The 25,339-nt window shown below is 41.3% G+C and carries 20 protein-coding genes; all 20 read right to left on the bottom strand.

What is annotated here, in order from left to right; genetic code table 11:
• Positions 1–120: 120 nt before the first annotated feature.
• The 20 genes from C4S54_RS08725 to C4S54_RS08630 all read right to left on the bottom strand — a co-directional run bounded on the left by C4S54_RS08725 (position 121) and on the right by C4S54_RS08630 (position 25,265).
• Complete coding sequence (locus C4S54_RS08725; protein WP_103869184.1) at positions 121–2,184, bottom strand: oxidoreductase; 2,064 nt, start codon at positions 2,182–2,184, stop codon at positions 121–123.
• 28 nt (positions 2,185–2,212) lie between these two features.
• On the bottom strand, positions 2,213–3,223 hold the full coding sequence (locus tag C4S54_RS08720; protein WP_103869183.1) for a glycoside hydrolase family 5 protein: 1,011 nt from the start codon (positions 3,221–3,223) through the stop codon (positions 2,213–2,215).
• A gap of 13 nt (positions 3,224–3,236) precedes the next feature.
• Positions 3,237–4,064, bottom strand: coding sequence for a patatin-like phospholipase family protein (locus C4S54_RS08715; RefSeq protein WP_103869182.1), 828 nt, complete (start codon positions 4,062–4,064; stop codon positions 3,237–3,239).
• Positions 4,065–4,150: 86 nt separating this feature from the next.
• The gene (locus tag C4S54_RS08710) at positions 4,151–5,953 is read right to left on the bottom strand and encodes an EAL domain-containing protein (RefSeq protein ID WP_160110732.1); all 1,803 of its coding nucleotides are present in this window, start codon (positions 5,951–5,953) and stop codon (positions 4,151–4,153) included.
• A 246-nt stretch (positions 5,954–6,199) separates the two neighbouring features.
• Positions 6,200–7,570, bottom strand: a complete 1,371-nt coding sequence (locus C4S54_RS08705; protein WP_103869180.1) for a sodium-dependent transporter — start codon at positions 7,568–7,570, stop codon at positions 6,200–6,202.
• Positions 7,571–8,509: 939 nt separating this feature from the next.
• A complete protein-coding gene (nagA, locus tag C4S54_RS08700; protein WP_103869179.1) occupies positions 8,510–9,664 on the bottom strand; it encodes an N-acetylglucosamine-6-phosphate deacetylase in 1,155 nt (384 codons plus the stop codon).
• Between the two features lie 113 nt (positions 9,665–9,777).
• Positions 9,778–10,353 carry a histidine phosphatase family protein gene (locus C4S54_RS08695; protein ID WP_022776137.1) on the bottom strand — a complete coding sequence of 192 codons (576 nt, stop codon included), beginning with the start codon at positions 10,351–10,353 and terminating at the stop codon, positions 9,778–9,780.
• A gap of 11 nt (positions 10,354–10,364) precedes the next feature.
• Positions 10,365–11,285, bottom strand: coding sequence for a ribosome small subunit-dependent GTPase A (gene rsgA / locus C4S54_RS08690; protein ID WP_103869178.1), 921 nt, complete (start codon positions 11,283–11,285; stop codon positions 10,365–10,367).
• A gap of 7 nt (positions 11,286–11,292) precedes the next feature.
• Positions 11,293–13,329 carry a Stk1 family PASTA domain-containing Ser/Thr kinase gene (gene pknB / locus C4S54_RS08685; RefSeq protein WP_103869177.1) on the bottom strand — a complete coding sequence of 679 codons (2,037 nt, stop codon included), beginning with the start codon at positions 13,327–13,329 and terminating at the stop codon, positions 11,293–11,295.
• Positions 13,322–14,083, bottom strand: a complete 762-nt coding sequence (locus tag C4S54_RS08680; RefSeq protein WP_022776141.1) for a Stp1/IreP family PP2C-type Ser/Thr phosphatase — start codon at positions 14,081–14,083, stop codon at positions 13,322–13,324. Before C4S54_RS08680 ends, pknB begins: the two co-directional genes overlap by 8 nt.
• 51 nt (positions 14,084–14,134) lie before the next feature.
• The gene (gene rlmN, locus C4S54_RS08675) at positions 14,135–15,202 is read right to left on the bottom strand and encodes a 23S rRNA (adenine(2503)-C(2))-methyltransferase RlmN (RefSeq protein ID WP_242973768.1); all 1,068 of its coding nucleotides are present in this window, start codon (positions 15,200–15,202) and stop codon (positions 14,135–14,137) included.
• An 18-nt stretch (positions 15,203–15,220) separates the two neighbouring features.
• Positions 15,221–16,618 (bottom strand): 16S rRNA (cytosine(967)-C(5))-methyltransferase RsmB, encoded by a 1,398-nt coding sequence (gene rsmB / locus C4S54_RS08670; protein WP_103869176.1) that lies wholly within the window; start codon positions 16,616–16,618, stop codon positions 15,221–15,223.
• A gap of 66 nt (positions 16,619–16,684) precedes the next feature.
• Positions 16,685–17,395: a zinc metallopeptidase gene (locus C4S54_RS08665; RefSeq protein WP_103869175.1), complete on the bottom strand. Its 711-nt coding sequence runs from the start codon at positions 17,393–17,395 to the stop codon at positions 16,685–16,687.
• Positions 17,396–17,446: 51 nt separating this feature from the next.
• A complete protein-coding gene (gene fmt, locus C4S54_RS08660) occupies positions 17,447–18,391 on the bottom strand; it encodes a methionyl-tRNA formyltransferase (RefSeq protein ID WP_103869174.1) in 945 nt (314 codons plus the stop codon).
• Positions 18,392–18,483: 92 nt separating this feature from the next.
• Positions 18,484–19,278 (bottom strand): transporter substrate-binding domain-containing protein, encoded by a 795-nt coding sequence (locus C4S54_RS08655; protein WP_103869173.1) that lies wholly within the window; start codon positions 19,276–19,278, stop codon positions 18,484–18,486.
• Positions 19,279–19,361: 83 nt separating this feature from the next.
• Positions 19,362–20,102, bottom strand: a complete 741-nt coding sequence (locus C4S54_RS08650; protein ID WP_103869172.1) for an amino acid ABC transporter ATP-binding protein — start codon at positions 20,100–20,102, stop codon at positions 19,362–19,364.
• A 2-nt stretch (positions 20,103–20,104) separates the two neighbouring features.
• Positions 20,105–20,779 (bottom strand): amino acid ABC transporter permease, encoded by a 675-nt coding sequence (locus C4S54_RS08645; protein ID WP_022776153.1) that lies wholly within the window; start codon positions 20,777–20,779, stop codon positions 20,105–20,107.
• A 6-nt stretch (positions 20,780–20,785) separates the two neighbouring features.
• Entirely contained in the window at positions 20,786–21,289 is a 504-nt protein-coding gene (def, locus tag C4S54_RS08640; protein ID WP_022776155.1) for a peptide deformylase, read from the bottom strand.
• A gap of 90 nt (positions 21,290–21,379) precedes the next feature.
• Positions 21,380–23,626 (bottom strand): replication restart helicase PriA, encoded by a 2,247-nt coding sequence (priA, locus tag C4S54_RS08635; protein WP_022776156.1) that lies wholly within the window; start codon positions 23,624–23,626, stop codon positions 21,380–21,382.
• Positions 23,627–23,777: 151 nt separating this feature from the next.
• A complete protein-coding gene (locus C4S54_RS08630) occupies positions 23,778–25,265 on the bottom strand; it encodes a UDP-N-acetylmuramoyl-L-alanyl-D-glutamate--2,6-diaminopimelate ligase (RefSeq protein WP_103869171.1) in 1,488 nt (495 codons plus the stop codon).
• Between the last annotated feature and the right edge of the window lie 74 nt (positions 25,266–25,339).

The following is a 25,339-nucleotide window of genomic DNA, read 5'->3' as shown; positions in this document are numbered from 1 at the left end:
AAAAGGCATCATAAATATTGTACCATCAATATGAAAAAAAACGTTCGCTCAAATACTGTATTTCGATTAAAATTATATTAAAATTTAATAAACCCCCTATGTTTCCATAGGGGGCTATTATCATATTCTCATGGCAACTTCATAAGCTCTCCAGATTACGCTTCTAAGATTACCTATCTGTTTACAGTCACCAATAAAATCAATATTGCTGGTTCTATCACTGTCCTTTATGAGAGGATTAGGAATATAACCCGCAGAGCTGATAACACTATCACACTCTATTTCAAATTCTTTGCCTTCTTTGTCCTTTACAAGGATATTGCCATCCCTGACTTCTTTAAGAGAAGTCTCAAGGTAAACCGGAACTTTGTGAAGAGCAAACCATTCTCTGAGGTATGAGCTGTTTGCAAGGCATACTCCCGGTTGTGAAACAAGGTCGTCCTTCATTTCTACAATAACAGGCTTTTTGCCCTTAAGTGCAAGCTCATATGCAATCTCGCATCCTGTAAGTCCACCGCCTATTACAGCTACTGTCTCTCCGACCTCTGTACCGGTAAGGAACTCGCATGCTTCCACCATTTTTTCATGTCCCGGAACGCTTCTCAACACCCTTGCCTTGGAACCTGTGGCGATCAGGATATCGCTCTTACCAAACTTCTTAAGATCAGTTATCTCTTCATTCAAATGAACTTCTATTCCAAGCTCATCCATTTTTCTAAGATACCACGCCAAAAGATCTCTGAGCTTTCCCTTATATGACTCAGCACTTGCAGCAATAAATGTTCCGCCAAGTCTGTCCGCTTTTTCATAAATAACAGGCTCATGGCCTCTGAGCTTAAGGACTCTTGCTGCTTCCATTCCGCCAATTCCACCGCCGATGATATAAACCTTCTTTGGGTGTTTGGTAGGTTTGATGTGATGCTTGTCCTTCTGCATAGTTTCGGCATTTACAGCACATCTTGCAAGGTGAAGAGAATCAGATAATTTCTGATCATTAGGAACGCCCTTATAATGGCACATGTTAAAGCAGCCATTATGACAAAGAATACATGGTCTTATATCCTCTTCTTTTCCTGCTATGAGTTTTGTAACCCATTCAGGATCAGCAAGGAATGATCTTGCAAAACCGGCTCCATCGAGCTTTCCTTCATTTATTGAATTTGCAGCAACTCTTGGATCCAGTCGTCCTGCACAGACAACAGGGATATCCACGTACTTTTTAAGATTCTCAACATCTTCCAGGTTACAGTTTTCAGGCATATAGATTGGTGGATGAGCCCAGTACCAGGCATCATACGTACCATTGTCGCAGTTGAGCATATCATAGCCGGCATCCTGAAGGTACTTTGCAGCTCTTTTGGACTCCTCAAAATCTCTTCCTGCTTCTACATAGTCTTCACCGGGAAGTGCGCCTTCTCTAAAGCCTTTTGTCTTGGAGACAACGCTGTAACGCAGAGAAACCGGGAAGTCTTTTCCACAGGTTTTCTTTATTTCTTTTACGATATCCACAGCAAACCTGTATCTGTTCTCAAAACTTCCACCGTATTCGTCAGTTCTTTTATTCACGTAAGGCAAAGTAAACTGATCAAGGAGGTAACCTTCATGAACAGCATGTACTTCCACGCCGTCAACTCCGGCTTCTTTCAAAAGAAGCGCAGTCTTACCAAAGGCTGTGACATACTCCCTGATCTCCTCTACAGTAAGTGCCCTTGAAGGCAGCTTATCAGACCATCTGTTAGGTGAAGCACTTGCGGAAGCTGTTATCTTATCAAGGTCCATAAATGGCTTTGATAAAACTCTGAGTGCCTTATTATTGTACAAGGTCTCCATCATGGTACTTACGGTAAAAGACCTGCCAAAGCCGGCAGTAAGCTGAACAAAAAGCTTGGCGCCTGTCTCATGAAGCTTTGGCATCCATTCTTTTAGTTCCTGATACATTTTTTTATTGCTGTAGAGCCACTGACCAAACATTGGATTGTAAACAGGCTGACATCCGGGAAGAACAAGTCCCGCATTATTTTTAGCCACTTCAAGTATGAAGTCAGCTCCAGCCTTGTCGAAATGGTTCTTTTCCATCCATCCAAATAAATCAGTTCCACCCATGGAAGTTAAAACAATACGGTTTTTAATCTCCACATTTCCAATCTTCCATTTTGTAAAAAGTGGTTCTAATCTCTTATCCATAGCCTGTAAATCTCCCAAAGTCAATTTATTAAAAAAAGCACTTATTTACTGTTGCTCCAAAATCTTTTTCCTTGTAATTCCAAACAGCATGGCCTATCTCATACTTCTCAAAAACGCTGTGGATATCAGCAAACCATCTCTTTGCAGACTCCACATCAGCAAGCTCGATAACGCCATACTCGCCGCAGTAAAGGCATACATTCTCAGCCTTTGCCTTCTCAACTGCAGGAACAAAGATCCTCTCAAAATATGATGGTCCGATCTCAGTGATCTCTCCTCTGTTGATTGCATCTGCAAGATCAGGTGAAAGCTCTTTGGACTTTTCTCTGTAATCCTCAAGTGAGCCAGGATACTCAACCACGAAGTCCTTAGGCATATTCTCTACCCAGTAAGCTCTCTGATGAGTAAAGATAAATGGCTCGTAGCAGTGGAAATTGTAAACGATCCTGTCATCAATTGGTTTATCAAGGAGCGGTACGCTTGTTACGTTGTTGTAGCATACACCGCCGATGATGATATAGGCAGTAGGCGCATTCTTTCTGATAGTAAGAGCTGCCTGCTTTGCTATCTCGTTCCACTCCTTAACAACCTTAGGTGATACAATCTCGTTAAGAAGCTCTAAAGCCATCATATCAGCGTCTTTTGCAAATCTCTTTGAGATTGTGTCCCATGTATTGTAAAAACGCTTCTGAAGCTTCTCATCATAGAAGAAAGCTTCCTTACTCTCTCCCTTATCAAGTGGATCAAAAGAATAACCATATGCCTTATGAAGATCAAGAACCATGTTAAGTCCTGCGCGCCTGCACCACTCAACGCAATTCTCAAGATACTCGTAGCCGCTCTCGATGGGCTCCCCTTGCTCATCTTCGATCACTACATAATCAACAGGAACACGGACATGGTCAAAACCAGCCTCCTTGATCCTTACAATATCCTTTTCTGTGATAAAGCTGTCAAAATGCTCTTTTGTGTCTTCATCGAACTGTGACAGCCAGCCACCAAGATTGGCGCCAAACATAAATCCGTCAAACCTCTTCATACACTACCTCCGTCTATTTGTTTAAGTATTTTAAAGCTTCAGCTCTTCCAAGCTGATATACTCTTTCCAGCTCTTTTTCATCAGTCTCAACAGGACTGATATTAAGGGGCGCAAGCGGTCTTATAACCTCAATCTCACCCTTTTCTTCCTTTTCTCTCACATACCTTTTCTGCTCATTGTACATGAGATATCTCTCTTCCATGGCCTTTATCATATTGGGATACTTTCTGAGCATCCATCTGACAAGCGGCATGTACTTCTGCCTGCCCTTGACATAGTCTTTGGGCTGGGTCTCGATAACTAAGATTTTATCATATCCAAGGCCCTCCATAAACTTAAGAGGAATGGAATCTGATATGCCTCCATCCAGGTAAACTCCTCCGTCTATCTCGACAGGTCTTGAAACCAGCGGCATTGACGCAGAGGCCTGGATCCATATGATATCTTCTTTTCCACCTGTCTCGCACTTGTGGTAAACAGGCTTTCCTGTATTTATGTCAGTCGCAACGCAGTAAAACTCCATTGGGTTTTTACTGAAAGTCTCTATATCCCATTTATCGAGTTTATAGGGAAGTTCATCGTAGCAAAATGGCACGTTGTAGATATCACCTGTAGTTAAAAGAGATCTTATACTGTGATACCTTTTGTCTTTACAGTACTTTTTGTTGTACCTTAAAGCTCTTCCAATCTGCCTAGACTTGATATTGCATCCAAATGTCGCGCCGGCGGACACTCCTACTGCCCCGTCAAAAGAAATACCATTCTCCATAAGGACATCCAACACGCCGCAGGTAAACATACCGCGCATTGCGCCGCCTTCCATAACCAGTGCTGTCTTCATATGATTCTCCAAAGTCTCTTACCCAAATAAGAGCCGTCCCACTAAAGGACAGCTCTTTTAGCTTTCTTAACTATTCTATCACACTTCTATGAATATTTTGCGATAAATTCATCCATAGTAAGGGCTTTGTCAAAATAGTATCCCTGTAGATAATCGCACCCGATATCGGCCATCATTTTGGCCATTCCTTCATCTTCTATTCCCTCTGCTGTAATGGAGAAACCAAGATTTTTGAAGGTAGAGACCATATTGGGAAGCATCTCATCCGGGCACTTTACATATTCCCACACCAGACTCATATCTATTTTTACATTGATAAAAGGGCATCTCCTGAGCCTTGCAAGGTTAGAATAGCCGCTTCCATAATCATCAAGAACAAAATAGAATCCGCTTTCCTGAATAGACTTGATCTGCTTTAACAAAAGATAATCGTCTACCATGGATTCCTCCGTCACCTCTAAATGTATGTATGACGAGTTTATTCCTTGCGCAGATACTATTGAAGTCAGCCTCTGATTAAGATCCTGCCTCATAAACTGAATAGGGGAAAGATTAACATTTATCCAGTTAAGGCCCATCTTTTTAATGTCATTCTCGGCAATAAATTTACATACCTTGTCAAGGACCTGTTCTCCAAGCTGATTTATGCTGCCATTTCTCTCTGCTATAGGAATAAAAAGTCCAGGGGGAATAAGCTTACCTTCACTATCCCTGATCCTTGCAAGTGCTTCTGCCCCAACGATCTTATGGGTCTTTACTTCGACTATAGGCTGAAGAAATGCCTCAACAAGATCGTTATCAATTGCTGCTTCAAGATTTCTTTTTACTACTGTTCCTTTTTCGCTGTCACGAATTTCTTTTTCACCTAAAGTAACAAAAGACTCACTTCCTGCCCTTGAAACCTGTGAAAGACTCTCTGTAAGGACATTAAATACAACATCTGCAGACTGAGCCTTATTTCCGGGATATATATATACCATACTCACATCCAGATACAGCTCTGCATTATCAGAAATCCATGGGGAATCAAATCTCTCTTCAATGGTATGTCTGATCTTTTCATTCTCAAGTTCTAATTCCTCGCCTGCAATAAGAGCAAATCGTCCGTTGCTGAAATAGAATACCATGACCTTAGGAAAGGTTTCTCTAAGATAGCTTCCGATCATGTCAATGCCTTCATTCATCTGCCTTGCGCCATATATGTCTCTTATGTCCCTGTAATTATGGATGACTAATGATAGTATCCTGTAAGGTCTTTTTCCGTTTACCTCTTCAATATAGTCTCTAAGAGCCCTTGAGTTAAATACTTTTGACCGTCTTTCCAGATAGAGATCAGGATTTTGAAATGAAAGGTACAAAATGGTAACTGCTAAAACGCAGAAAGTATTCATCATAAGTATCTGCGGAAGAAACAGTCTGAACAAAGTGCCTAGAAAAAGAATTGCATTGCACCACAAGAGACTTATCTTTTCTCTTCTTTGGATCATATTTTTGTTGATTAGGATAATAAGTACAGAAAGCAATATATACATCCAGAATTCAAGATAAAGAACCTTATAATACGGTCCTGAATGATACCCGTCATCACCAATCCAAAAGATATAATGGGTCCACGGACTTGTAATGGCAAGCAACATGCAAAGCTGAAGCGGGATACGCTTAAGGAAACCCAAAGCCCCTGTATAATACTCTTCTACTTTGACAGCTGACAAGGTAAACAAAAAGAACACGTAGCCTCTAAGATAGAACATGCAAAAGAATAACGCATTAGAAATAGCAACGATTTCCTTTGAGTAGTCCATGTAATACATATCTGCCCATGAGGAAATAAGATTAAGAACAATTGTACTCACTTCCACGAGAAGAAGCATGAAAAAAGTATGATTCATTCTGTTGGGAACTCGTGGGAGCAAGAAAAAATACCCAACAAAAAGACTCAAAAGCAATAAACTTGGAATTGCATAGCTCAAATCGTACATAAGAACTCTCCCTAAGAGTTACACAATAATATAGTCGTTTTTAAGTATATTTATTCATACAATCATGATACACCTCTTTTTATACTAATACTATTAAAAAATCCTAACTTCTTGAAAAACTCTTTTTAGTTTCTCAAAGAAGTCAGGATTTTTATATTACTTAAAATATGTTACCAGTCCATATACTATCAAGAATGCTATGATCACAGGAAGAACATACTTAAAATACCAGCTTAGCTTCCTGCTTATCTTAAGTCCTTGGCCACAGTTGACCTCATTAAGATAGTTATCAAATCCCCAGCCATATTTGGTCGTACAGAAAATACAGCATATCAGCGCTCCAATCGGAAGCATAAGGTTACTCAGTATAAAATCCTCAAGATCCATCACTGTATTTCCTGCCTTAAGAGGCTGAAAATCACTAAGAATATTAAAGCCAAGGGCACATGGCACAGAACCTACTGTAATTATGGCCCCTGCAATAAATGCAGCTTTTTTTCTGTTTGTGTTATGTATATCTATGAAAAAGCTTACGTCATTTTCGAATACACCTACCATAGTAGAAAGCGCCGCAAAATACATAAAGAGAAAGAACAAACTTCCCCATACTCTTCCTGCAGGAAGTGAGATAAATACGTTAGGAAGTGTAAGGAATATAAGACTTGGTCCACTATTTGGTGCAACACCATAGGCAAAACATGCAGGGATAGTAATGAGTCCTGCCACTACCGCAACAAAGGTATCAAGACCTGCTACAAGAATGGCTTCGCCAGCAAGGCTCCTGTCCTTTTCGATATAACTTCCAAAAATCTCCATGCTGCCTATTCCCAGACTAAGAGTAAAAAAGCTCTGGTTAAGTGCAGCATACAAAACTTTTCCAATTCCCACTGCCTTTACATTAGCAATGTTAGGCTTTAAATAAAAAGCTATGCCCTCTTTTGCAGATGGAAGTATAAGTGAATTGATTCCAAGAACTATCATGATGCATATAAGAGCTATCATCATAAACTTGGTGATCTTCTCAACACCGTTTTGAAGTCCTGATGAACAAATGACAATCGTGATCACCATAGTAATGACCATGTACAGTATCATGATATACGGACTACTCATCATGTTCTTGTATATATTTTGTACTCCATCAGGATCAGCCTTATCAAAAGCTCCTGTCACCATAAGCACAAAATATCTAAGCATCCACCCCGAAACCACTGAATAAAACATAAGCAGAATGTAGTTACCTGCCATGGCCATGTATCCGACCAAATGCCATTTACTGCCCTTTTTTTCAAGCATCTTATAGGCCGGCATGATACTCTTTCTCGAGGCTCTGCCCATGGAATACTCCATAGTCATGATTGGAACTCCCAGGATCAGCAAAAACAGTATATAGAATAAAACAAAGATCCCACCACCATTTTCACCAACCATGTAAGGAAATCTCCAAACATTCCCAATACCTATAGCACATCCGGCTGATAACAGAATAAATCCAAGTCTGCTTCCCAAACTTTCACGTTCTTTCATCGCTTTAAACCCCTAAATTATTTTTTACACAGACCTTCATAATACCATACAATGCATTTTAATACCAGCTACTATAGCGAAAAGCGTAAAATAAATATGCCAAGAAATATGCCATACTATTACATGAGTCTTTATCGTTTTTTATCCTATAGACTTAACCATTCTGATAGTGAATTTTGCTCATGAGTAGGATAAATGACCGACTTTTTATTCTTTTATCCCACATTTCTCATAGTTCTGACTGAAAAATGTGGGATAAATCAATGGTTTTCGGTCAGGATTATCCTACTTTTCGTTCAATCGTAGTGTTCAGAAGGCCGAAATTGTAGGATAACTTCGATAGAATTTCAGGTTTTATCCCACATCTCAGTTAATCTCACGTTTATCCAATTTGAATCGGTAACCAATAGCAATTGCTTTGGGCATATAGTGCTTTTTAAAGCTTCCAGCCACCTTTGATTTTTAATAATTTGTCCTTATAGCAACTTTTTGCGAGGCCAAAAACAGTTTTGTTGCAGGTGGCTGAGCTATTGAAAACGAGCTATATGCCCGAAGCACCTTAAAGTAGCCATCCCTACTGTTCTCGGATTCAGAGCCCGAGGCAACTTGTACCTAGCCACACCGCAGGTGCTTGCCATTGACTGGTTCTGGGGAAAACGCTACAATGCTGAATCCGACGGTGCGTGAAAATCTACTGTTCCCATCATCCTCACCGTCGGCGAGGTATAGACGGCGTTTTCCTCAGGCTCAGTCAATGGTGGCGTACGCAGCCGCAATCTAAAATTTTTAGAGAGTTAGAGAAGTCACTTACGCATATACAAAGAAAGAGCATTTTATCATAAACACATAGTTTACGACAAAATACTCTCACTGATTCTGTAGTGAAGCTTATTTCGAATGTATCTGTCTAAAAATTGATTCTAATAACTCATCTATCAATCAATAAACGACGATTCCATTCTTGATAACATGCTTAAGTCCGAAATTCTTATCAAGAATAAGCATATCTGCCTGCTTGCCTTCTGAAAAGCTACCAAGTCTGTCTGATACTCCAAGGACTTTGGCAGGATTAAAGGTGGCAGCTCCAATCGCTGTTCCAAGAGGAATGTTCATCTTGGTGTGACAGTTTATCATGCAGTCAAATAGATTTGTCGCAGAACCTGCAATGGTGTCTGTGCCTTTAAGGGTGCAAAGGCTTCCTTTTTTCTCAACGTCAAGTCCTCCAAGAGTATAGATGCCATCTTCAAGGCCTGTCGCTCTCATGCTGTCACTAATAAGCACCATTTTGTCGGCACCTATTTCATTAAAGGCAATCCTCACTGCTGCCGGAGCAATATGGATTCCATCACAGATGATCTCACTGGTGACCTTCTTGCTGTCAAAAGCAGCTCCGACAACTCCGGGAGCTCTATGTGTAAGGCCGGTCATAGCATTATACAGGTGAACCACATGGCTTGCTCCATGCTTAATGGCATTCATAGCTGTGTCATAGTCGGAATCAGTATGTGCCAAAGATATAATAACCTTGTCCTTTACAGCATCTATGTAGCTCTCATAGTTTGGCGATTCTTCCGGAGCAAGGCCTATTATCTTAACAAGCCCATCACCTGCTTCTATGAAACGCTCTGCCATAGCTACATCGGCTTTCTTTATGAATTCCTCATTCTGCGCTCCTTTTTTGACAGGGCTGATAAAGGGTCCCTCCATATTAAAGCCAAGAAGCTCGGCATAGCGACTATGATCTTTGCCATCACCATCCCTGAACTCTTTACCGGTTTTTATATCACTTATGAGTTCTTCCTCAGGAAGTGTCATCATTGCAGGGCAAATGGATGTAATACCGTTTTTCAACTCGTACTCTGCGATTTTCTTAAAACCCTCTATGGTGCCATCGCATACATCCTCGCCTACAGCACCGTGAAAATGCAGATCAATAAGCCCCGGGATAACAAAACAGTCTGAAGCATCAATGATCTCATCTTCACCAGTCACAGCTTTAGGTGATATCCTGCTTATCCTGCCATCACTCACCACTACGTTACAATCTTCAAATTCACTGTTATCTCTATAAACATATCCATTAGCAATGATCATGACATCTTCCTCCCATCAATTCATCACTTAATGTCATCTATAACTCTATATCTGTCACTAATCAATTCATCATCTAATGCCATCTATGACTCTATATCTGCCTGATTAATTCATCACTTAATGTCATCTACAAGTCTGTGTTTTCCATCAATTGATTCATAAACAAAAATCTCGCAGTTCTTTGGACGAGGTCTCCAGATATAACCTCTTTTAATATCCTGAAGATATCCTCTTAAAACTCTGATGATACCGCCATGACAAACCACAAGAACATTCTCATAATCCTTCTTTTCAAGTTCAGACAAAAATGAACTTGTACGTTCTATCATTTCAGGAATTGTCTCAACTCCCTGTGGTGCCGGGAATATTTCAGGTATTCCCCAGTATCCTGTCATAGGAAGGCCAACCTTACCATACACAACACCTTCATATTTTCCAAAATTTGCCTCTAAGATCCTCTCATCCTTTATGATCTGATCTTCTGCAATATTTCCTACGATCGAAGCAGTCTCAACTGCTCTGATAAGAGGGCTGCTGTAAACAGCATCGAACTTTATATCCTTAACCTTTTCTCTGGTAGCTCTTGCCTGCTCTTTACCCTTTTCATTAAGAGGAATATCAAGTCTTCCCTGCATTCTGCTCTCTGCGTTGTAATCAGTCTGTCCATGTCTTGTTACATATATCTTCATAAAAGCTTTTCTTATCTCCTTGCTTTCTTGCTGTAATCCGGTCTTGCATTTCTAAGCTCATCATACAAAACCTTATAGTTCTCATATCTTACTTTTGAAATTTTGCCTTCTTCAAGGGCTTTTTTTACACCGCAATCAGGCTCTGCTATATGAGAACAGCCTCCAAATCTGCACTGGGGCTCATACTCTTCAAACTCCGGATAGTACTCCATCAGATTTTCCTTGGTAACATCACGAAGCTCAAGTGATGTAAATCCCGGAGTATCTATGACAAATGTATCAAATCCGTCACCATCAGATAGCTCTTTTACGTAAAAGAGCTCTGAATGCCTGGTAGTATTTTTTCCTCTTTCAATCTTTTTACTTAGCTCTCCTGTCTGCATATCAGCATCCGGAACCAGCTTATTCAAAAGAGACGACTTGCCAACGCCGCTTGGACCAGCAAGAGTAGTTGTCTTTCCCTTTAAAAGAGCCTTAAGCTCATCTAACCCTTTTTCCTCTTTTACACTTATGAAAAGAACCTTATATCCACATTTTTCATAGGCTTTTGTGAGTTCTTCCTGTTCCTCTTTTGTGGCTATATCCTGCTTATTAAAGCAAATGATGACAGGAAGGTTCTGACCCCTCATCATGATAAGGAATCTGTCCAAAAGATTAAAGCTCGGATTAGGCTTAACTATAGCAAACAAAATAACCGCCTGATCCACATTGGCAACAGGCGGTCTAAGTAGCTGACTCTTTCTTGGAAGAATTTCGGTTATATTGCCTAACCTCTTTTCCTCATCAATGATGTCGATATTGGCATCATCACCAACAAGGGGTTTTATATTGTCTTTGCGAAAGATGCCTTTTGCCTTACACTCATAGATTTTTTCTTCAACAGTCTCTATGTAGTAAAAGCCGGCAATCCCCTTTAAAATCTTTCCTCGCATCTAATGATCAACTCTCCTGGGTGAATGTAACAGCTCTTGTAACTGTATATTCTACACTTTCTCCGCCGGTAGTCTCACCAGTCTCAGCATTGGTAGTTGTCGGAGTAGTTGCAGTATAAACAAAAGTAATAGTTCCGGTAGGTGATGTGATACCCTTATAAGTTCCCTGAACCGGGAAATCTGACGTTGTTGTGCTAAGAAGTGTTGTTCCATCAGATGTTACAAGTGTAACCTTGACCGGGATACCATAGGTATAATTCTCACCTTCAGTTGGTGCTGATATATCAGCGTTATAACTGTATGTAACACTTGCAGGTCCAATTGAAAGTTCCATATTGATAACTGTTCCCGCAGAAACAGAGGTACCAAAAGCTATGCTCTGTGCACAGATAAGACCTGTAAGATTTGAATCTTCATTGTTGGTTTCTACAATTGTGCCTTCCTGAAGTCCTGCCTCGACAAGAGTAATAACAGCCTCTTCAGAAGTCATTCCGATAATATTTGGAACAGTAACCTGTCCATCAGCCTTTGCAACAGAAACTTCAGTTGCAGCACTTGCGCTGTAGTTGGCTCCATTACTAACATAAACAGTGATCTTGGAACCTGCTTTTGCACGATCTCCCGCTGCCGGACTTGTGGATACTACAGTATCCTTGGCAGCTGTATTGGCTGTATCCTCAGCCTTTTCTACATTAAAGCCCTTTTCATCAAGAATTGACTTGGCTTCAGCATAGGTCTTGCCATTTACATCAGGTATCAAGATACCATCAGCTGTTTCTGCCTCTGATGTGGCAGATGAAGCTGCACTTGAAGCATCCGTAGAGCTCTCGCTGGCACTTTCCGAGCCAAATACTCCGATGCTTCTTCCTACAAGCACTATAACTATAAAGCCGATCAGTATAGCTGAAATAATCGCCATGACAACTGTCATCTTTTCTATTCTGCTGCTATCCTGGCTTCCACTATTTGATGATGAACGTTTTCTTCTCTCTTCGTAGTAGTAATCATCATCAAAATCATCATAGTCTCTGCGGGATTTCTTTTTATCCCTGTCGTAGTCATCATAATCCTTGTTGTCATACTCTCTGACAACATCGCGGTTAAGACGCATCTGCTCTGTATCAGATAATCTGTCCTCACCCTTAACTGCCTTGCTCTCTTCTGCTGTGGCAACTCTTGTTGCTCCCTCTTCATCAGGATCAACAAGTGAAACAAAATCCTTATCCGGAGTGATAAGGGACTTTTTAAGGTCTGTAATAAGCTCTGCTGCGCTCTGATATCTTCTGTCAGGGCTCTTCTGGCAGCACTTAAGTACAATTTTCTCAACACTGATAGGAATATCATCGTTGTAATCAGCAGGACTTGGAAGATCCTCCTGGATATGCTTGATCGCGATAGCTACTGTGGTGTCTCCGTTAAACGGAACCCTTCCTGTAAGCATCTCAAAAAGTGTGATACCAAGTGAATAAATATCACTCTTGGCATCGCTATATCCGCCTCTTGCCTGCTCAGGTGAAGTATAATGCACGGATCCCATAACGTTGGAAGTGATAGTGTTGCTGGTTGCAGCCTTAGCAATACCAAAATCTGTAACCTTAACCTTACCATCTTTGGAGATCATAATATTCTGAGGCTTGATATCTCTGTGGATAATATTGTTGTTATGAGCTGCCTCAAGTCCCATAGCTACCTGAATAGCTATGCTGACTGCTTCCTTAACAGAAAGACGTGCTTTTTTCTCGATATATTTTTTGAGGGTAATGCCATCAACCAGCTCCATAACAATGTAGTTGACGCCATCCTCATCTCCAACATCATACACATTAACAATATTTGGATGCATAAGTCCGGCGGTAGACTGCGCCTCTACGCGGAACTTGGATACAAAGTTCTCATTCTCGGAAAATTCCTGTTTGAGAATCTTAACTGCAACCAAACGATTTAATTTATGATCTTTTGCTTTATAAACATCGGACATTCCGCCGGTACCTATTTTTTCAAGTACCTCATATCGGTCGCCGATAATCATTCCTATCTTAATCATTAAGTCCTCCGTCGCGTGTCAGTTCTTCAGCAAAGGGTTCAATCAGGATAACGGCTATATTATCCTTACCTCCATTGTTATTAGCTGCCACAACAAGTTTCTGGGCCTTCTCTATAATATCTCTCTGACCACTTACAATCATTCGTATCTCTTCATCTTCAAGCATATTCGTAAGTCCGTCAGAGCACATGAGCACAATATCACCACGGTTTAATTCAACGTTAAAAAAGTCGATGTCTACTGTTTCAGTGGCACCGATTGCCCTGGTTATTATATTTTTATCAAGATGGGTTCTGGCTGTTTCTCTGTCAATGCCTCCCATCCTGACCATTTCCTCCACAAGCGAATGGTCTCTGGTAATCTGGGTGATTTTGTCATTGATGACGTAGAGCCTTGAATCTCCAACATTCGCTACCTGAAGATATCTGCCAAGGACGGTACACGCCACAACTGTCGTTCCCATACCAAATAAGCTGGGATTTTCTGCTGCCTTTTCCCTCAATTTGTGATTAGCAGTCTTGATAGCATTTTCAAGAATCTTAACAGGGCTCTGTTCAAAAGACTTTTCTATCTCTTCAACCATTGTGTCCACTGTGAACCTTGATGCGTAATCACCGGCATTATGTCCGCCCATACCATCAGCAACAATAAACACATTAGAAAGATTTCCTATTTTCCTGTCAGAAGAAAATACATAATCCTGATTAAGTTTTCGCTTCTTTCCAATATCCGTAACGGAAAAAGTTTTTAGCAAATCCTGCCTCCCAAGCAATTACTTTTTTCATCAAACAAAATAAGCAGGTACTTAATTTGTCTCCTCCAAATGGCGCCTACGAAGTTGTCCACAGGCTCCATTAATATCCCTGCCCATTTCTCTTCTAATAGTAACATTTATTCGGCTTTTTTCAAGTTTATTTTTAAAAGCAAGCGCTCCTGTCCTGTCTGTAGGCTGATAACTTCTCTCCTTTATAGGGTTTACGGGAATAAGATTCACCACGCAGTTAAATCCCGATAAAAGCTCCGACAGTTCTTTTGCATCTGCATCCGTGTCATTGACACCACTTACAAGGGAGTACTCAAAAGTAAGCTGTCTTCCTGTTTTCTCAAAATAAGTCCTGCAGGCAGAAAGAACCTCATCCAGGCTATATTTATTGGCAATAGGCATCAGCTCTTTTCTCTTGTCATTGTTGGATGCATGGAGAGAAAGGGCCAGATTTATGGACAGATTCTTGTCTGCAAGCTTAAGGATATTTGGCACGATTCCGCATGTGGAAACCGTAAGATTTCTCTGGCCAAGATTAAGTCCATCCTCATTGGTCAAAAGATCTATGAACCTTAAGAGATTGTCATAGTTATCCAAGGGTTCTCCGCTTCCCATAACAACCACACGGGAAATCTTCTGACCTGTATATCTTGAGATCGAATAGATCTGATCCAGCATCTCTGAGGGTAAAAGATTCCTCACAACGCCATCAAGTGTTGATGCACAGAACCTGCATCCCATCCTGCATCCTACCTGAGATGAGATACATACACTGACGCCAAACTTATACTTCATGTACACGCTCTCAATTATGTTTCCGTCAGAAAGCCCGAACAAAAACTTTTTGGTCTCATCTACTTTTGACTCAAGAACTTCCACAACCTTAAGTGAAGTGTACTCAAAATTTTCACGGCATTTTTCTTTCAGGGCCTTTGATATATTTGACATATCATCATAGCCCGCAGCATGCTTTTTATGCATCCACTCATAGAGCTGACCAGCCCTAAACTTAGGCTCGCCCATCTCTTTTACGCATTCTGTAAGTTCAGGAAGCGTAAGGGATTTGATATCTGTTTTTCCATTTGGTGCTTTTATTAAATCTTTATTCACTATACTTACCTTATTTCTTCAATCACTTTTCCTTCGAAGTCTTGCAATAAAGAATCCGTCAGTGCCATACTCCCCCGGGAGCAGCTGAATATATCCTTTTTTGGCGGACTTCAGGATATCTGAGTCTTTTTCAGGCTTAAAGATATCTGAAACAACATCTGAGATATCCACCATTTCGAAAGGAAACTCGCGACAAATTTTCTCAACTACTTTCTGATTTTCAGCCCTGTTGACAGTACAGGTTGAGTAGATCATTGTACCGCCTTTTTTCACATAATCCCAGGAAGCCTTTACGATTTCCCACTGCAAAGCTTCAATCTCGCTCAGAGCTTTCTGAGAAGTATTAAGCTTTATATCGCTCTTTCTTCCGATGATACCAAGGCCTGAGCAGGGAACATCCAGATACAGAACATCCGCCATATCACCAAGGTTTCCATCATGGATCCTTGCATCTGAAACCTTTACTTCGATATTATCAAGGCCAAGTCTCTCGGCATTTTCAAGTATCAGCTCACACTTTCTGTCTGATACATCTCTTGAAAGAACACGGCCACTTTTCCCCACTTTTTCTGCAGCGTGGGTGGTTTTTCCACCGGGAGCTGCACATACATCCACTACAGTCTGGCCTTCAGTTACTCCTGCAATCTCCGCAACAAGCATGGAGCTTACATCCTGCACAGCAAATCTGCCCTCATCAAAGCCCGGTAAAAACTTGATATTATCAGTCTTTTCAAGTTCTATCGCATAGGAAAGGAGATTATTGTCCTTAACCTGTGCGCCTGCCTTCCTGATCTCTTCTACCAGCTCATCCTTGATCTTCTTTTGAGACTCTGTGTCTTTTGCCTCATACATGTTGATCCTAAGGACAGTTGGTCTTGTCTCTAAAAAGAACTGAAGAATCTTTTCAGTTTTCTCAAAACCGTATTCCTGAACCCACATTTTGCAGAGCCACTGCGGCATTGAATAAAATACTGACAGATACTCTATGCTCGAAGAGCCATCCTTATCAGGATACTTTATGTTGTCTTTGTTCCTTGCTATATTTCGCAGAACACCGTTGACAAAGCCCTTTAATCCATCAAACTTGTGCTTTGAAGCAAGCTTTACAGCCTCGTTGCAGGCAGCACTGTCAGGGACCTGATCCATAAACATTATCTGATAGGTTCCCATCCTGATGATGTTTCTGATAAGTGGCTGCATCTTTAAAACTTTCGTCTTGGAAAACTGATCAATAACGTAATCTACCTGTATCTGTCTTTCAAGGCATCCGTCTACAACTCTTTTGATAAAGGCCTTGTCCCTTGTCTCAAGGTAGTCATACTTTTCCAGCGCATCCTTTAAAAGGGATGGCTTTTTTTTGCCATCCCTGTCATATTCCATTAGTATACTTAAAACTATTTCTCTGATATTACTCATAACCTCTCCCTAAACGGGAACTCCCCTCATTTGATCAAAAAAGATCTGATACCGTAAAAAAACTCATCAGTCTCTTCTTCTGTTGTTCAGCATTACAAGCCTTAAAAGCTGAACAACTGCTGCCGCTGCACTTGCCACATATGTCATGGCTGCAGCAGATAACACTTTTCTTGAATCCGCTACTTCCTCGTGACCAAGGATTCCATACTCTTCAAGCATCACAAGAGCTCTGTGAGATGCATCGAACTCAACAGGAAGTGTTACAACCTGAAAAAGAACTGCCAATGAAAATACCCAGATTCCTATAGAAATAAGCGGTGAAATACTAAGGAACATTCCCAAAATGATAAGGGGAACACCTGCCTTGGAACCAATATTGGCTGCAGGAACAAGGGCTGACCTTATCTGAAGCGGAAGGTATCCATTCTGATGCTGCATTACATGGCCACATTCATGGGCAGCTACCCCTATAGCTGCTACTGAATTGGAACCATAGGTTGCATCTGATAAATTCACAACTCTGGTCCTTGGATCATAGTGATCTGTAAGATCCCCGGGAACATGCTGAACAGTTACATCACTTACGCCGTTTCGCCTCAGTATCTCCATTGCGACCTGTGCACCTGTCATACCACTCATGCTGCGGACTCTGTTGTATTTTTTATAAACTGAATTAACTCTATAGCTGGCAACCATGCAAAGTATCGCCATAATAATGACCAATATGTACATTGGGTCCATGCCATATCCATATCCATAACCATATCCGTAATACATTCAAATCGCCTCTTTCCTATGAATAAATTAATTCTACCACATATAATGCTATCAGCCTAATCTAGTGCCCTCTTCAAGCTTATATCCAAGAAGGAAGTCCTTTACAAGCATGCGCTTTTTACCTTCAAGCTGAAGCTCCTCAACTTTCAGATAATCACAGCCTGTCTTAACAGCAAAGCTGTCCTTATAAACTGCCACAACTTCTCCCGGCGCTGCATCAGCTCCATCTACGCCATCAAGCTCTTTTACCACCTCTGCCTTCCAGATCTTAAGCATCTTGCCATTGAGTGAAGTGAAGGCTGAAGGCCATGGATTAAGACCACGCACAAGATTGAAAATAGTCTCAGCGTCTTTATTAAAATCAATCCTTCCCATGTCCTTTGAAAGCTTGCCGCACTTTGTAGCCTTTGCCTCATCCTGTGGAACAGGTGTGAGCTCGCCTCTTTCGATCATAGGAAGCGCATCTACAATGAGCTCTCCTCCAAGAACTGAAAGCTTGTCAAAAAGGCCGCCGCCTGTTTCATCGCGGTCAATTGTGATCTCTCTCTGGATCAGAATATCACCGGTGTCCATACCTGCTGCCATCTGCATGATAGTCACGCCTGTTTTCTCCTCACCATCAAGAATTGCCTGCTGAATAGGCGCAGCTCCTCTGTATTTTGGTAAAAGAGATGCATGGATATTTACACATCCAAATTTAGGAATATCAAGGATTTCCTGTGAAAGGATCTGTCCAAAGGCTGCAACCACGTAAATATCAGCCTCATATTTTTTCAGCTCCGCAACGTTCTCAGGAAGCTTTATCCTTACAGGCTGAAATACAGGGATATTGTGCTCAAGAGCACATGCCTTAACGTCAGATACCTGAAGCTCTCCGCTTCTTCCCTTTGGTTTATCGGGCTGAGTAACAACTAAAGTAACTTCGTGCCCTGCCTCTATAATTTTCTCAAGCGCCGTCCTTGCAAAGTCCGGAGTGCCCATAAATATTATCTTCATATCAAATCTCCTTAATAAAAAAAACCTAAAACGGTAAATATTAGTTTACCATTTCAGGCTTCTTTTGTACATCGACAAGGTGCTTAAGCAAATCACTCTGCAGTAATATCTGCGCCAAAGTATTTCTTTGAAATCTCAGCAAGCTTTCCCTCTGCGCGAAGATCAGCAATTGCCTGATTGATAGCTTCTCTGAGAGAATCATTATCACTTCCCTTTGCAAGAGGAACTGCGTACTTTGTAACTTCTGGATCAACAGCTGCAACCTTAAGCTCTGTAGTTCCTGTTGTATTGAAGTAGTCCTGAGCTGAAGTGTTGGCATTTATAGTAGCATCAACTGTACCATTAAGTACGAGAGTCATTGTCTCACCGATGGTATCAACGTTTGAAACTGCTGCTCCATACTCGATTCCCATAGCCTCGTAGGTTGAGCCTGCAGAATTGGCTGTTGTGTGTCCCTTAAGATCCTCAAAAGATGCGATATCTGTATTGGATGCAAGAGTAACAACCACAGCGTGGTCATAGGCGTAGGCCTCAGTAAAATCATAGGTCTTGGAACGCTCATCAGTAACATCAACGCCGTTAGCCATCATGTCAAATGTACCTGTTGAAACACCTGTAAGACCGCCGTCGAAAGCAACTTCCTTAAACTCAGGTGTAACACCGAGCTTCTCAGCGATAGCTGCTGCCACTTCTACGTCAAATCCAACGAGCTCATCTGTATCAGGGTCATGGTATGTAAATGGCGCCCACACACCTTCAGTAGCTATTGTGATCTTGCCGGCCTCTTTGATACGAGCCAGGTGGTCATCACTTTTTTTAGCGCCGCATCCGGCCAAAAGAGATGTTGCAAGAATTGTTGTCAGTGCCAGTGATAGAATCCTTTTCATAAATATCCTCCTTTGTGAGTACAAACAATGTATATAAAAACCTAGCTTAAATTATCACAGCTGGTAATTATATTTCTTATAGATTAGTGCTCAGTTAGTCTTAAAAATTCTCTTGTTCTTACTTCTTTTGGATTGTCAAAAAAGTCTGCTGAGCTGCCCTCTTCAACAACATTTCCATCTGCCATGAATACCACATGGGATGATACTTCTTTTGCAAAGCCCATTTCATGGGTGACAACTATCATAGTCATACCCTCATCTGCAAGTTCTCTCATAACCTCAAGAACTTCTGAAGTCAGTTCCGGATCAAGAGCCGATGTGGGCTCATCAAAATATATTATGCTCGGGTCAGTGGCAAGTGCCCTTGCTATTGCAACTCTCTGCTGCTGTCCGCCTGAAAGCTGACTGGGATAGTAGTCAGTATAGCCGTCCATTCCGACCTTTTTTAATACTTCAAGAGCCTTCTCGTCAGCCTCATTTTTAGGAATCTTTCTCGCAGATGTAAGACCCAAAGTCACATTTTCCAATACGTTCTTATTGGCAAAAAGATTGTAGCCCTGAAAAACAAATCCCGTCTTTTTCCTGATGGCAGCTATATCACTTTTGGAAATCCCGGAAAGATCATAGTCTTTCCCATCAAAAGAAAGCTTTCCTCCGTCAGGCTTTTCAAGAAAATTTATGCAGCGAAGAAGTGTCGTCTTGCCCGAGCCCGATGGTCCCAGTATTGAAACCACATCGCCTTTATTTACTTTTAAATCTATGCCTTTCAAAACCTCAGTTTTGTCAAAAGACTTTTTTAGATTTTTTACCTCTAGTAATGCCATACTTATTTGCGAACTCCGTAATTTCCAAGTCTTCTCTCACCTTTTTTCTGAACAAAGGTAAGAACTGTACAAAAGAGCAGATATATAGCTGCAACTTCTATGTACAAAGGAAAATAATTGTAGGACTGTCCTGCAATCTGCTTGGTCCTTGTAAACATCTCGACCACAGTTATGCTTGATGCCAGTGATGTATCTTTTACCATACTGATAAGCGCATTGAAAAGAGATGGAAAAGCTGTTCTGAAGGCCTGTGGCAATATAATGTGCCACATGATCTGCATATAGCTCATTCCAACGCAGTAGCCTGCCTCAAGCTGTCCGGCGGGAACTGCCTCCATGGCTGCTCTCATAGTCTCAGCACTGTAAGCACCTTCACATATCGAAAAAACTATTACCGCTACCAAAAAGGGATTGGCATTTATACCGAATAAGGGAAGTCCGTAAAATGCCACCATAAGCTGTACCAAAAGCGGTGTTCCTCTGATGATCCAGATATAAAATCTGCAGATCTGTCTGACTACCGGAACCCCTGCATATTGAACCATTGCCACAAATACAGCAATGACAGTTGAAAGCACGAAAGCTATTAGTGCAAGAGGTACCGAAACCTTAAGTCCATATACTAATATCTTGGGAAAAGAGCTGATCAAAAGCTCCAATGTCTGCGCATTAAACATGTATTATTATTCTTCGTCCTCTGACTCCTGCTCCTGCATGAGTTCCTCGTTGTCTACAAGTTCGCCCTCAACCTTCTCCACATACATGTGTCCGTCAAGGTGATCGAGCTCATGGCAGATAGCTCTTGCAAGGAGTTCCTCTCCTTCAATAACAAATTCGTTCATATCAAGGTCAAATGCTTTTGCCTTAACATAGTTAGGTCTTGTAACAACGCCGGACTTACCAGGAATAGAAAGACATCCCTCATATCCTGTCTGCTCGCCTGAAGTCTCAAGGATCTCAGGATTTATCATAACTATAGGATCATCAGCTTCAGGTGAAACATCAATAACTACTATTCTCTTTAAAATTCCAACCTGAGGAGCTGCAAGACCAACTCCGTTTGCATCATACATAGTCTCGAGCATATCCTCTACAAGCTCTCTGATCCTTGGTGTTACTTCCTTAACTTCTTTGCAGCGACGCTCAAGTACTTCATCGCCATATTCTCTAATAGTTCTAAGTGCCATTTTGGCCTCCTTTATTTATTGTTCAAAAAACATTAGATTTTATACAATTCATTATATGATATCAATTTAAGCAGAAATGTCAATATCCCATTAGAATCCATTGACTGGATCAAAATCAAACTGGGTAGTGATATTCTTAAGATATCCCCTGTCTTCAAGCATTCTTATATACTTTTCGACCATATCTTTTAACTTCACCAAAATGTCCATATCATCTGCCTTGACATAGATAGCCATTCGGTATATGTCGTTTATCTTTCCTATAGCTGCTGATGCAGGGCCTATATAGACAACATTAGGAATCTTTTTTTGTTCCATGACTGCCCTCAGCTTTGTGGCAAATGCAATCCCTTCTGCCTCATTTTTACACTGGATCTGAACAGACATCATATGTGAAACCGGTGGGTACCTTAGAAGGTCTCTGTAAGCAATCTCTTCCTCGTAAAAGCCTTTGTAATCCTGATCTGCTGCCGCAAGAATGCTGTAGTGGTCAGGCTGATAGCTCTGGATCACCACGTTTCCTCTTTTCTCTCCTCTGCCGGCTCTTCCCGCAGCCTGGGTAAGCAGCTGGAAAGTTCTCTCACTTGCCCTGTAGTCGCTGGCATAAAGTGACATATCCGCTGCAAGTATCCCCACCAGGGTAACGTCAGGGAAATCATGGCCCTTTACTATCATCTGAGTTCCTACCAGTACATTTGCTTCCTTGTTGGCAAAAGCTCCAAGGATCTTTTCATAGCTTCCCTTTGTCCTCGTGGTATCAGCATCCATCCTAAGGACCTTAGCATCCGGAAAATATTTTTTTACCTCATCTTCAATCTGCTGCGTTCCTGCTCTGAAAGATGAGACGTATTTTGAGCCGCATTCAGGGCATATTTTGGGCCGTGCCTGCTCATATCCGCAGTAGTGGCATACAAGTCTTCCACCCCGATGCTCTGACAAAGAAACATCGCAGTGCGGGCACTTAAATACATGGCCGCAGCCCCTGCAGGAGATAAATCCCGCAAGTCCTCTTCTGTTGATAAACAGCATGACCTGCTCGTCTTTTTGGAATCTGTCCTCCATAAGTTCAAAGAGCCTTCTGGAAAAAATGGACCGATTTCCGGCCCGAAGCTCTTCCCTTAAATCCGCAATCTCAACGGTAGGAAGCGTTCCGCCTGTAAGTCTCTTATTAAGCTCAAAGAGCTTTATCTGCCCGGTCTTTGCCTTGTAGTAGGCCTCAAGTGAAGGCGTAGCTGAGCCAAGCACAACTGCCGCCCCGTCAGGAAGAAGGTGTGATAGTTCTATTGCTACTTCCCTTGCGTGGTATTTGGGCATAGTCTCGCTCTTGTAAGTGGCCTCATGTTCCTCATCGATAATAATAATTCCTGTGTTTGGAAATGGTGTGAAAAGAGCTGACCTTGGGCCGATGATAATATCAATATCCCCATTTCTGGCTCTCTCCATCTGATCAAACTTTTCTCCCGGTGAAAGCGTGGAATTCATTACTGATACTCTGTCGCCAAAGTGCCTGTAAAAGCGCATCAGAGTCTGATAAGTAAGGGCAATTTCTGGAATCAGGACAATCGCCTGCTTTCCTCTTTTTATCACATCATCAATAAGGGCAATGTACACTTCTGTCTTACCACTTCCTGTTATTCCGTGGATAAGGTAAGTATCTCTTTTGCCCTCGTCATAATCTCTTTTAACAGTATCTACGATATGCTGCTGCTCATCGCTCAAAGTCTTTTTGCCATACCTTTCACCATCAGCAGCTATGGGTTTTCTGTAATACTCTTCACTTTCTATGGCAATGATTCCTTTGTCACTAAGGCTCTTTATGGCCTGTGAAGACACATTTAGCTTGCCTGTGATAAATTCATAGGGAATCCTGTCATCGGGATTATCTATAAGCTCCTTCAAAAGACGCTCTCTAGCCTTTTGCTTTTTCCTTACGCACTCGTTGTAGAGGTCTCTTGCCTCCCTTTCAGGAAGTCTTAAAGAAATAAATTTGTGTATCTGTCTTGCCTGCTTTTTAGAAGCAGGAAGAACAGTCTTAAGGGCAGCTATCATGGTAGAGCCGTACTGTCTTTTCATCCAGGCAGCAAGCCTTATTGAAATATCCTCTGCGGAAATAAGGTCCCTTTCCACATCAATTATCTCTTTAATCTTGTCAGGGTCCCAATTGGGTTCCTCTGTAAGTTCAACAATATACCCGGTTCGTACATTATCTCCCCTTCCGAAAGGAACCTTCACAGGCATTCCAATATCACACACCTCAAGGAGCCTGTCCGGTATCCTATACTGAAACGTCCTATCAACTTTTTCATGTGAAATATCTATAATAACGTTAGCGTACATAAATCTAACCTTTATTTCTCCTCTGATCCAACTTACAAAGATTATTTTATCATAACGTAAAAGCTCTCATGACAGTCATTAATAAAAAAATGTGTATCCACTTATGTAAAAAACAGATACACATTTTTCAAGTTATTTTATATGCTTCTCATTACTTACGTTCTTCAAGGATTTCCTGAATGAGTTCACGTTCATCCATGTGGTATTTCACACCTTTGATCTCCTGATAGTCCTCATGGCCCTTACCTGCAAGAACTATGATATCGCCCTGCTCGCCGTGATCAATGGCATAAGCAATAGCCTCTTTTCTGTCAGTGATCTTAATGTATTTACCATCTGTCTTTTTCATACCTGTCTCAATATCGTTCATGATATCTTCAGGCTCCTCAAATCTTGGGTTATCTGAAGTAATGATTGTAAAGTCAGCATACTTACCGCTCACTTCGCCCATCTCAAATCTGCGGAGCTTACTTCTGTTTCCACCGCATCCAAAGAGGCAGATAAGTCTGTTTGGATGATAATCTCTAAGTGTAGTAAGAAGACTCTTAAGTGCCATAGCGTTGTGGGCATAGTCGATCATAAGTGTAAAGTCATCAGAAACCTTTACCATCTCGATCCTTCCCTTTACCTTGGCTCCCTTAAGGGCTGGCGCAATCTCAGCTTCACTGCAGCCAAAGTGTCTTGCAACAGCAATTGCGCAAAGAGCATTTAAAACGCTGAACTTACCGGGAGTTTCAACCTCAGCATGAACCTTTATAAGTCCGTCTGTATCAAAGAACACGCCAAGCTGGCCCGGTTTGTGGATATAAGCAAGATTTATAGCTCTTATATCATTGCCCTCACCAAATCCATAGGTTTCAACTTCGCAGGTATGGCCTTCCAAAATGTCGTCTGTGTGAATATCATCACCATTGCAGATACCTACCTTACACTGTTTGAACAAAAGACCTTTGCAGTGCATATAATCGTCGAAATCCTTGTGCTCATTAGGTCCGATATGATCTGGCTCAATGTTTGTAAAGATGCCGATATCGAATATGAAGCCCTGTGTTCTGTGTAGCATAAGTCCCTGTGAAGAAACCTCCATAACAACACTGTCACAGCCTGCTTCTACCATTTTAGCCATGTACTCCTGAAGATTATAGGACTCAGGTGTTGTGTTTTCTGCATGGATATGCTCATCACCGATAATTACTTCTATTGTTCCGATAAGGCCAACCTTGTGTCCGGCATTCTCAAGCATGTTTCTGATAAGATATGTTGTTGTAGTCTTACCCTTTGTTCCTGTGATACCGATTGTCTTAAGTTTTCTTGCAGGATGGTCAAAATATGCTGCTGAAATAAAGGCCATTGCATATCTTGTGTCCTCAACTCTGACAACTGCTATTTCTGAATTTTCAGGAAGCTCAACATCCTGACTTACAACAATTGCTGCAGCCTTTTTTTCTGCCGCTTCTTTTGCACAGGAATGTCCGTCAAAATTTGCTCCCTTGATACAGATGAAAAGAGATCCTTCTGAAATTTTACGGTTATCGTTTACAACGTCCCTTATCTCTACTGAATCAGCACTGATTTCTTCAAAAGAGTTTCCTTTTGTGATTTTGTATTCGAGATTTTCCAGTAATTTACTAAGCTTCATGTAAGCCCTCCCATTTTTTATTTTTTCGTCACATTTTATTCACAATTTAGGAGTAATATATATTTAAAGATATG

Origin of the sequence: Butyrivibrio sp. Su6, assembly GCF_900108105.1 — a bacterium.
In the GTDB taxonomy this organism is placed as follows: domain Bacteria; phylum Bacillota; class Clostridia; order Lachnospirales; family Lachnospiraceae; genus Butyrivibrio.
This window is presented reverse-complemented; position numbering and strand designations above follow the sequence as displayed.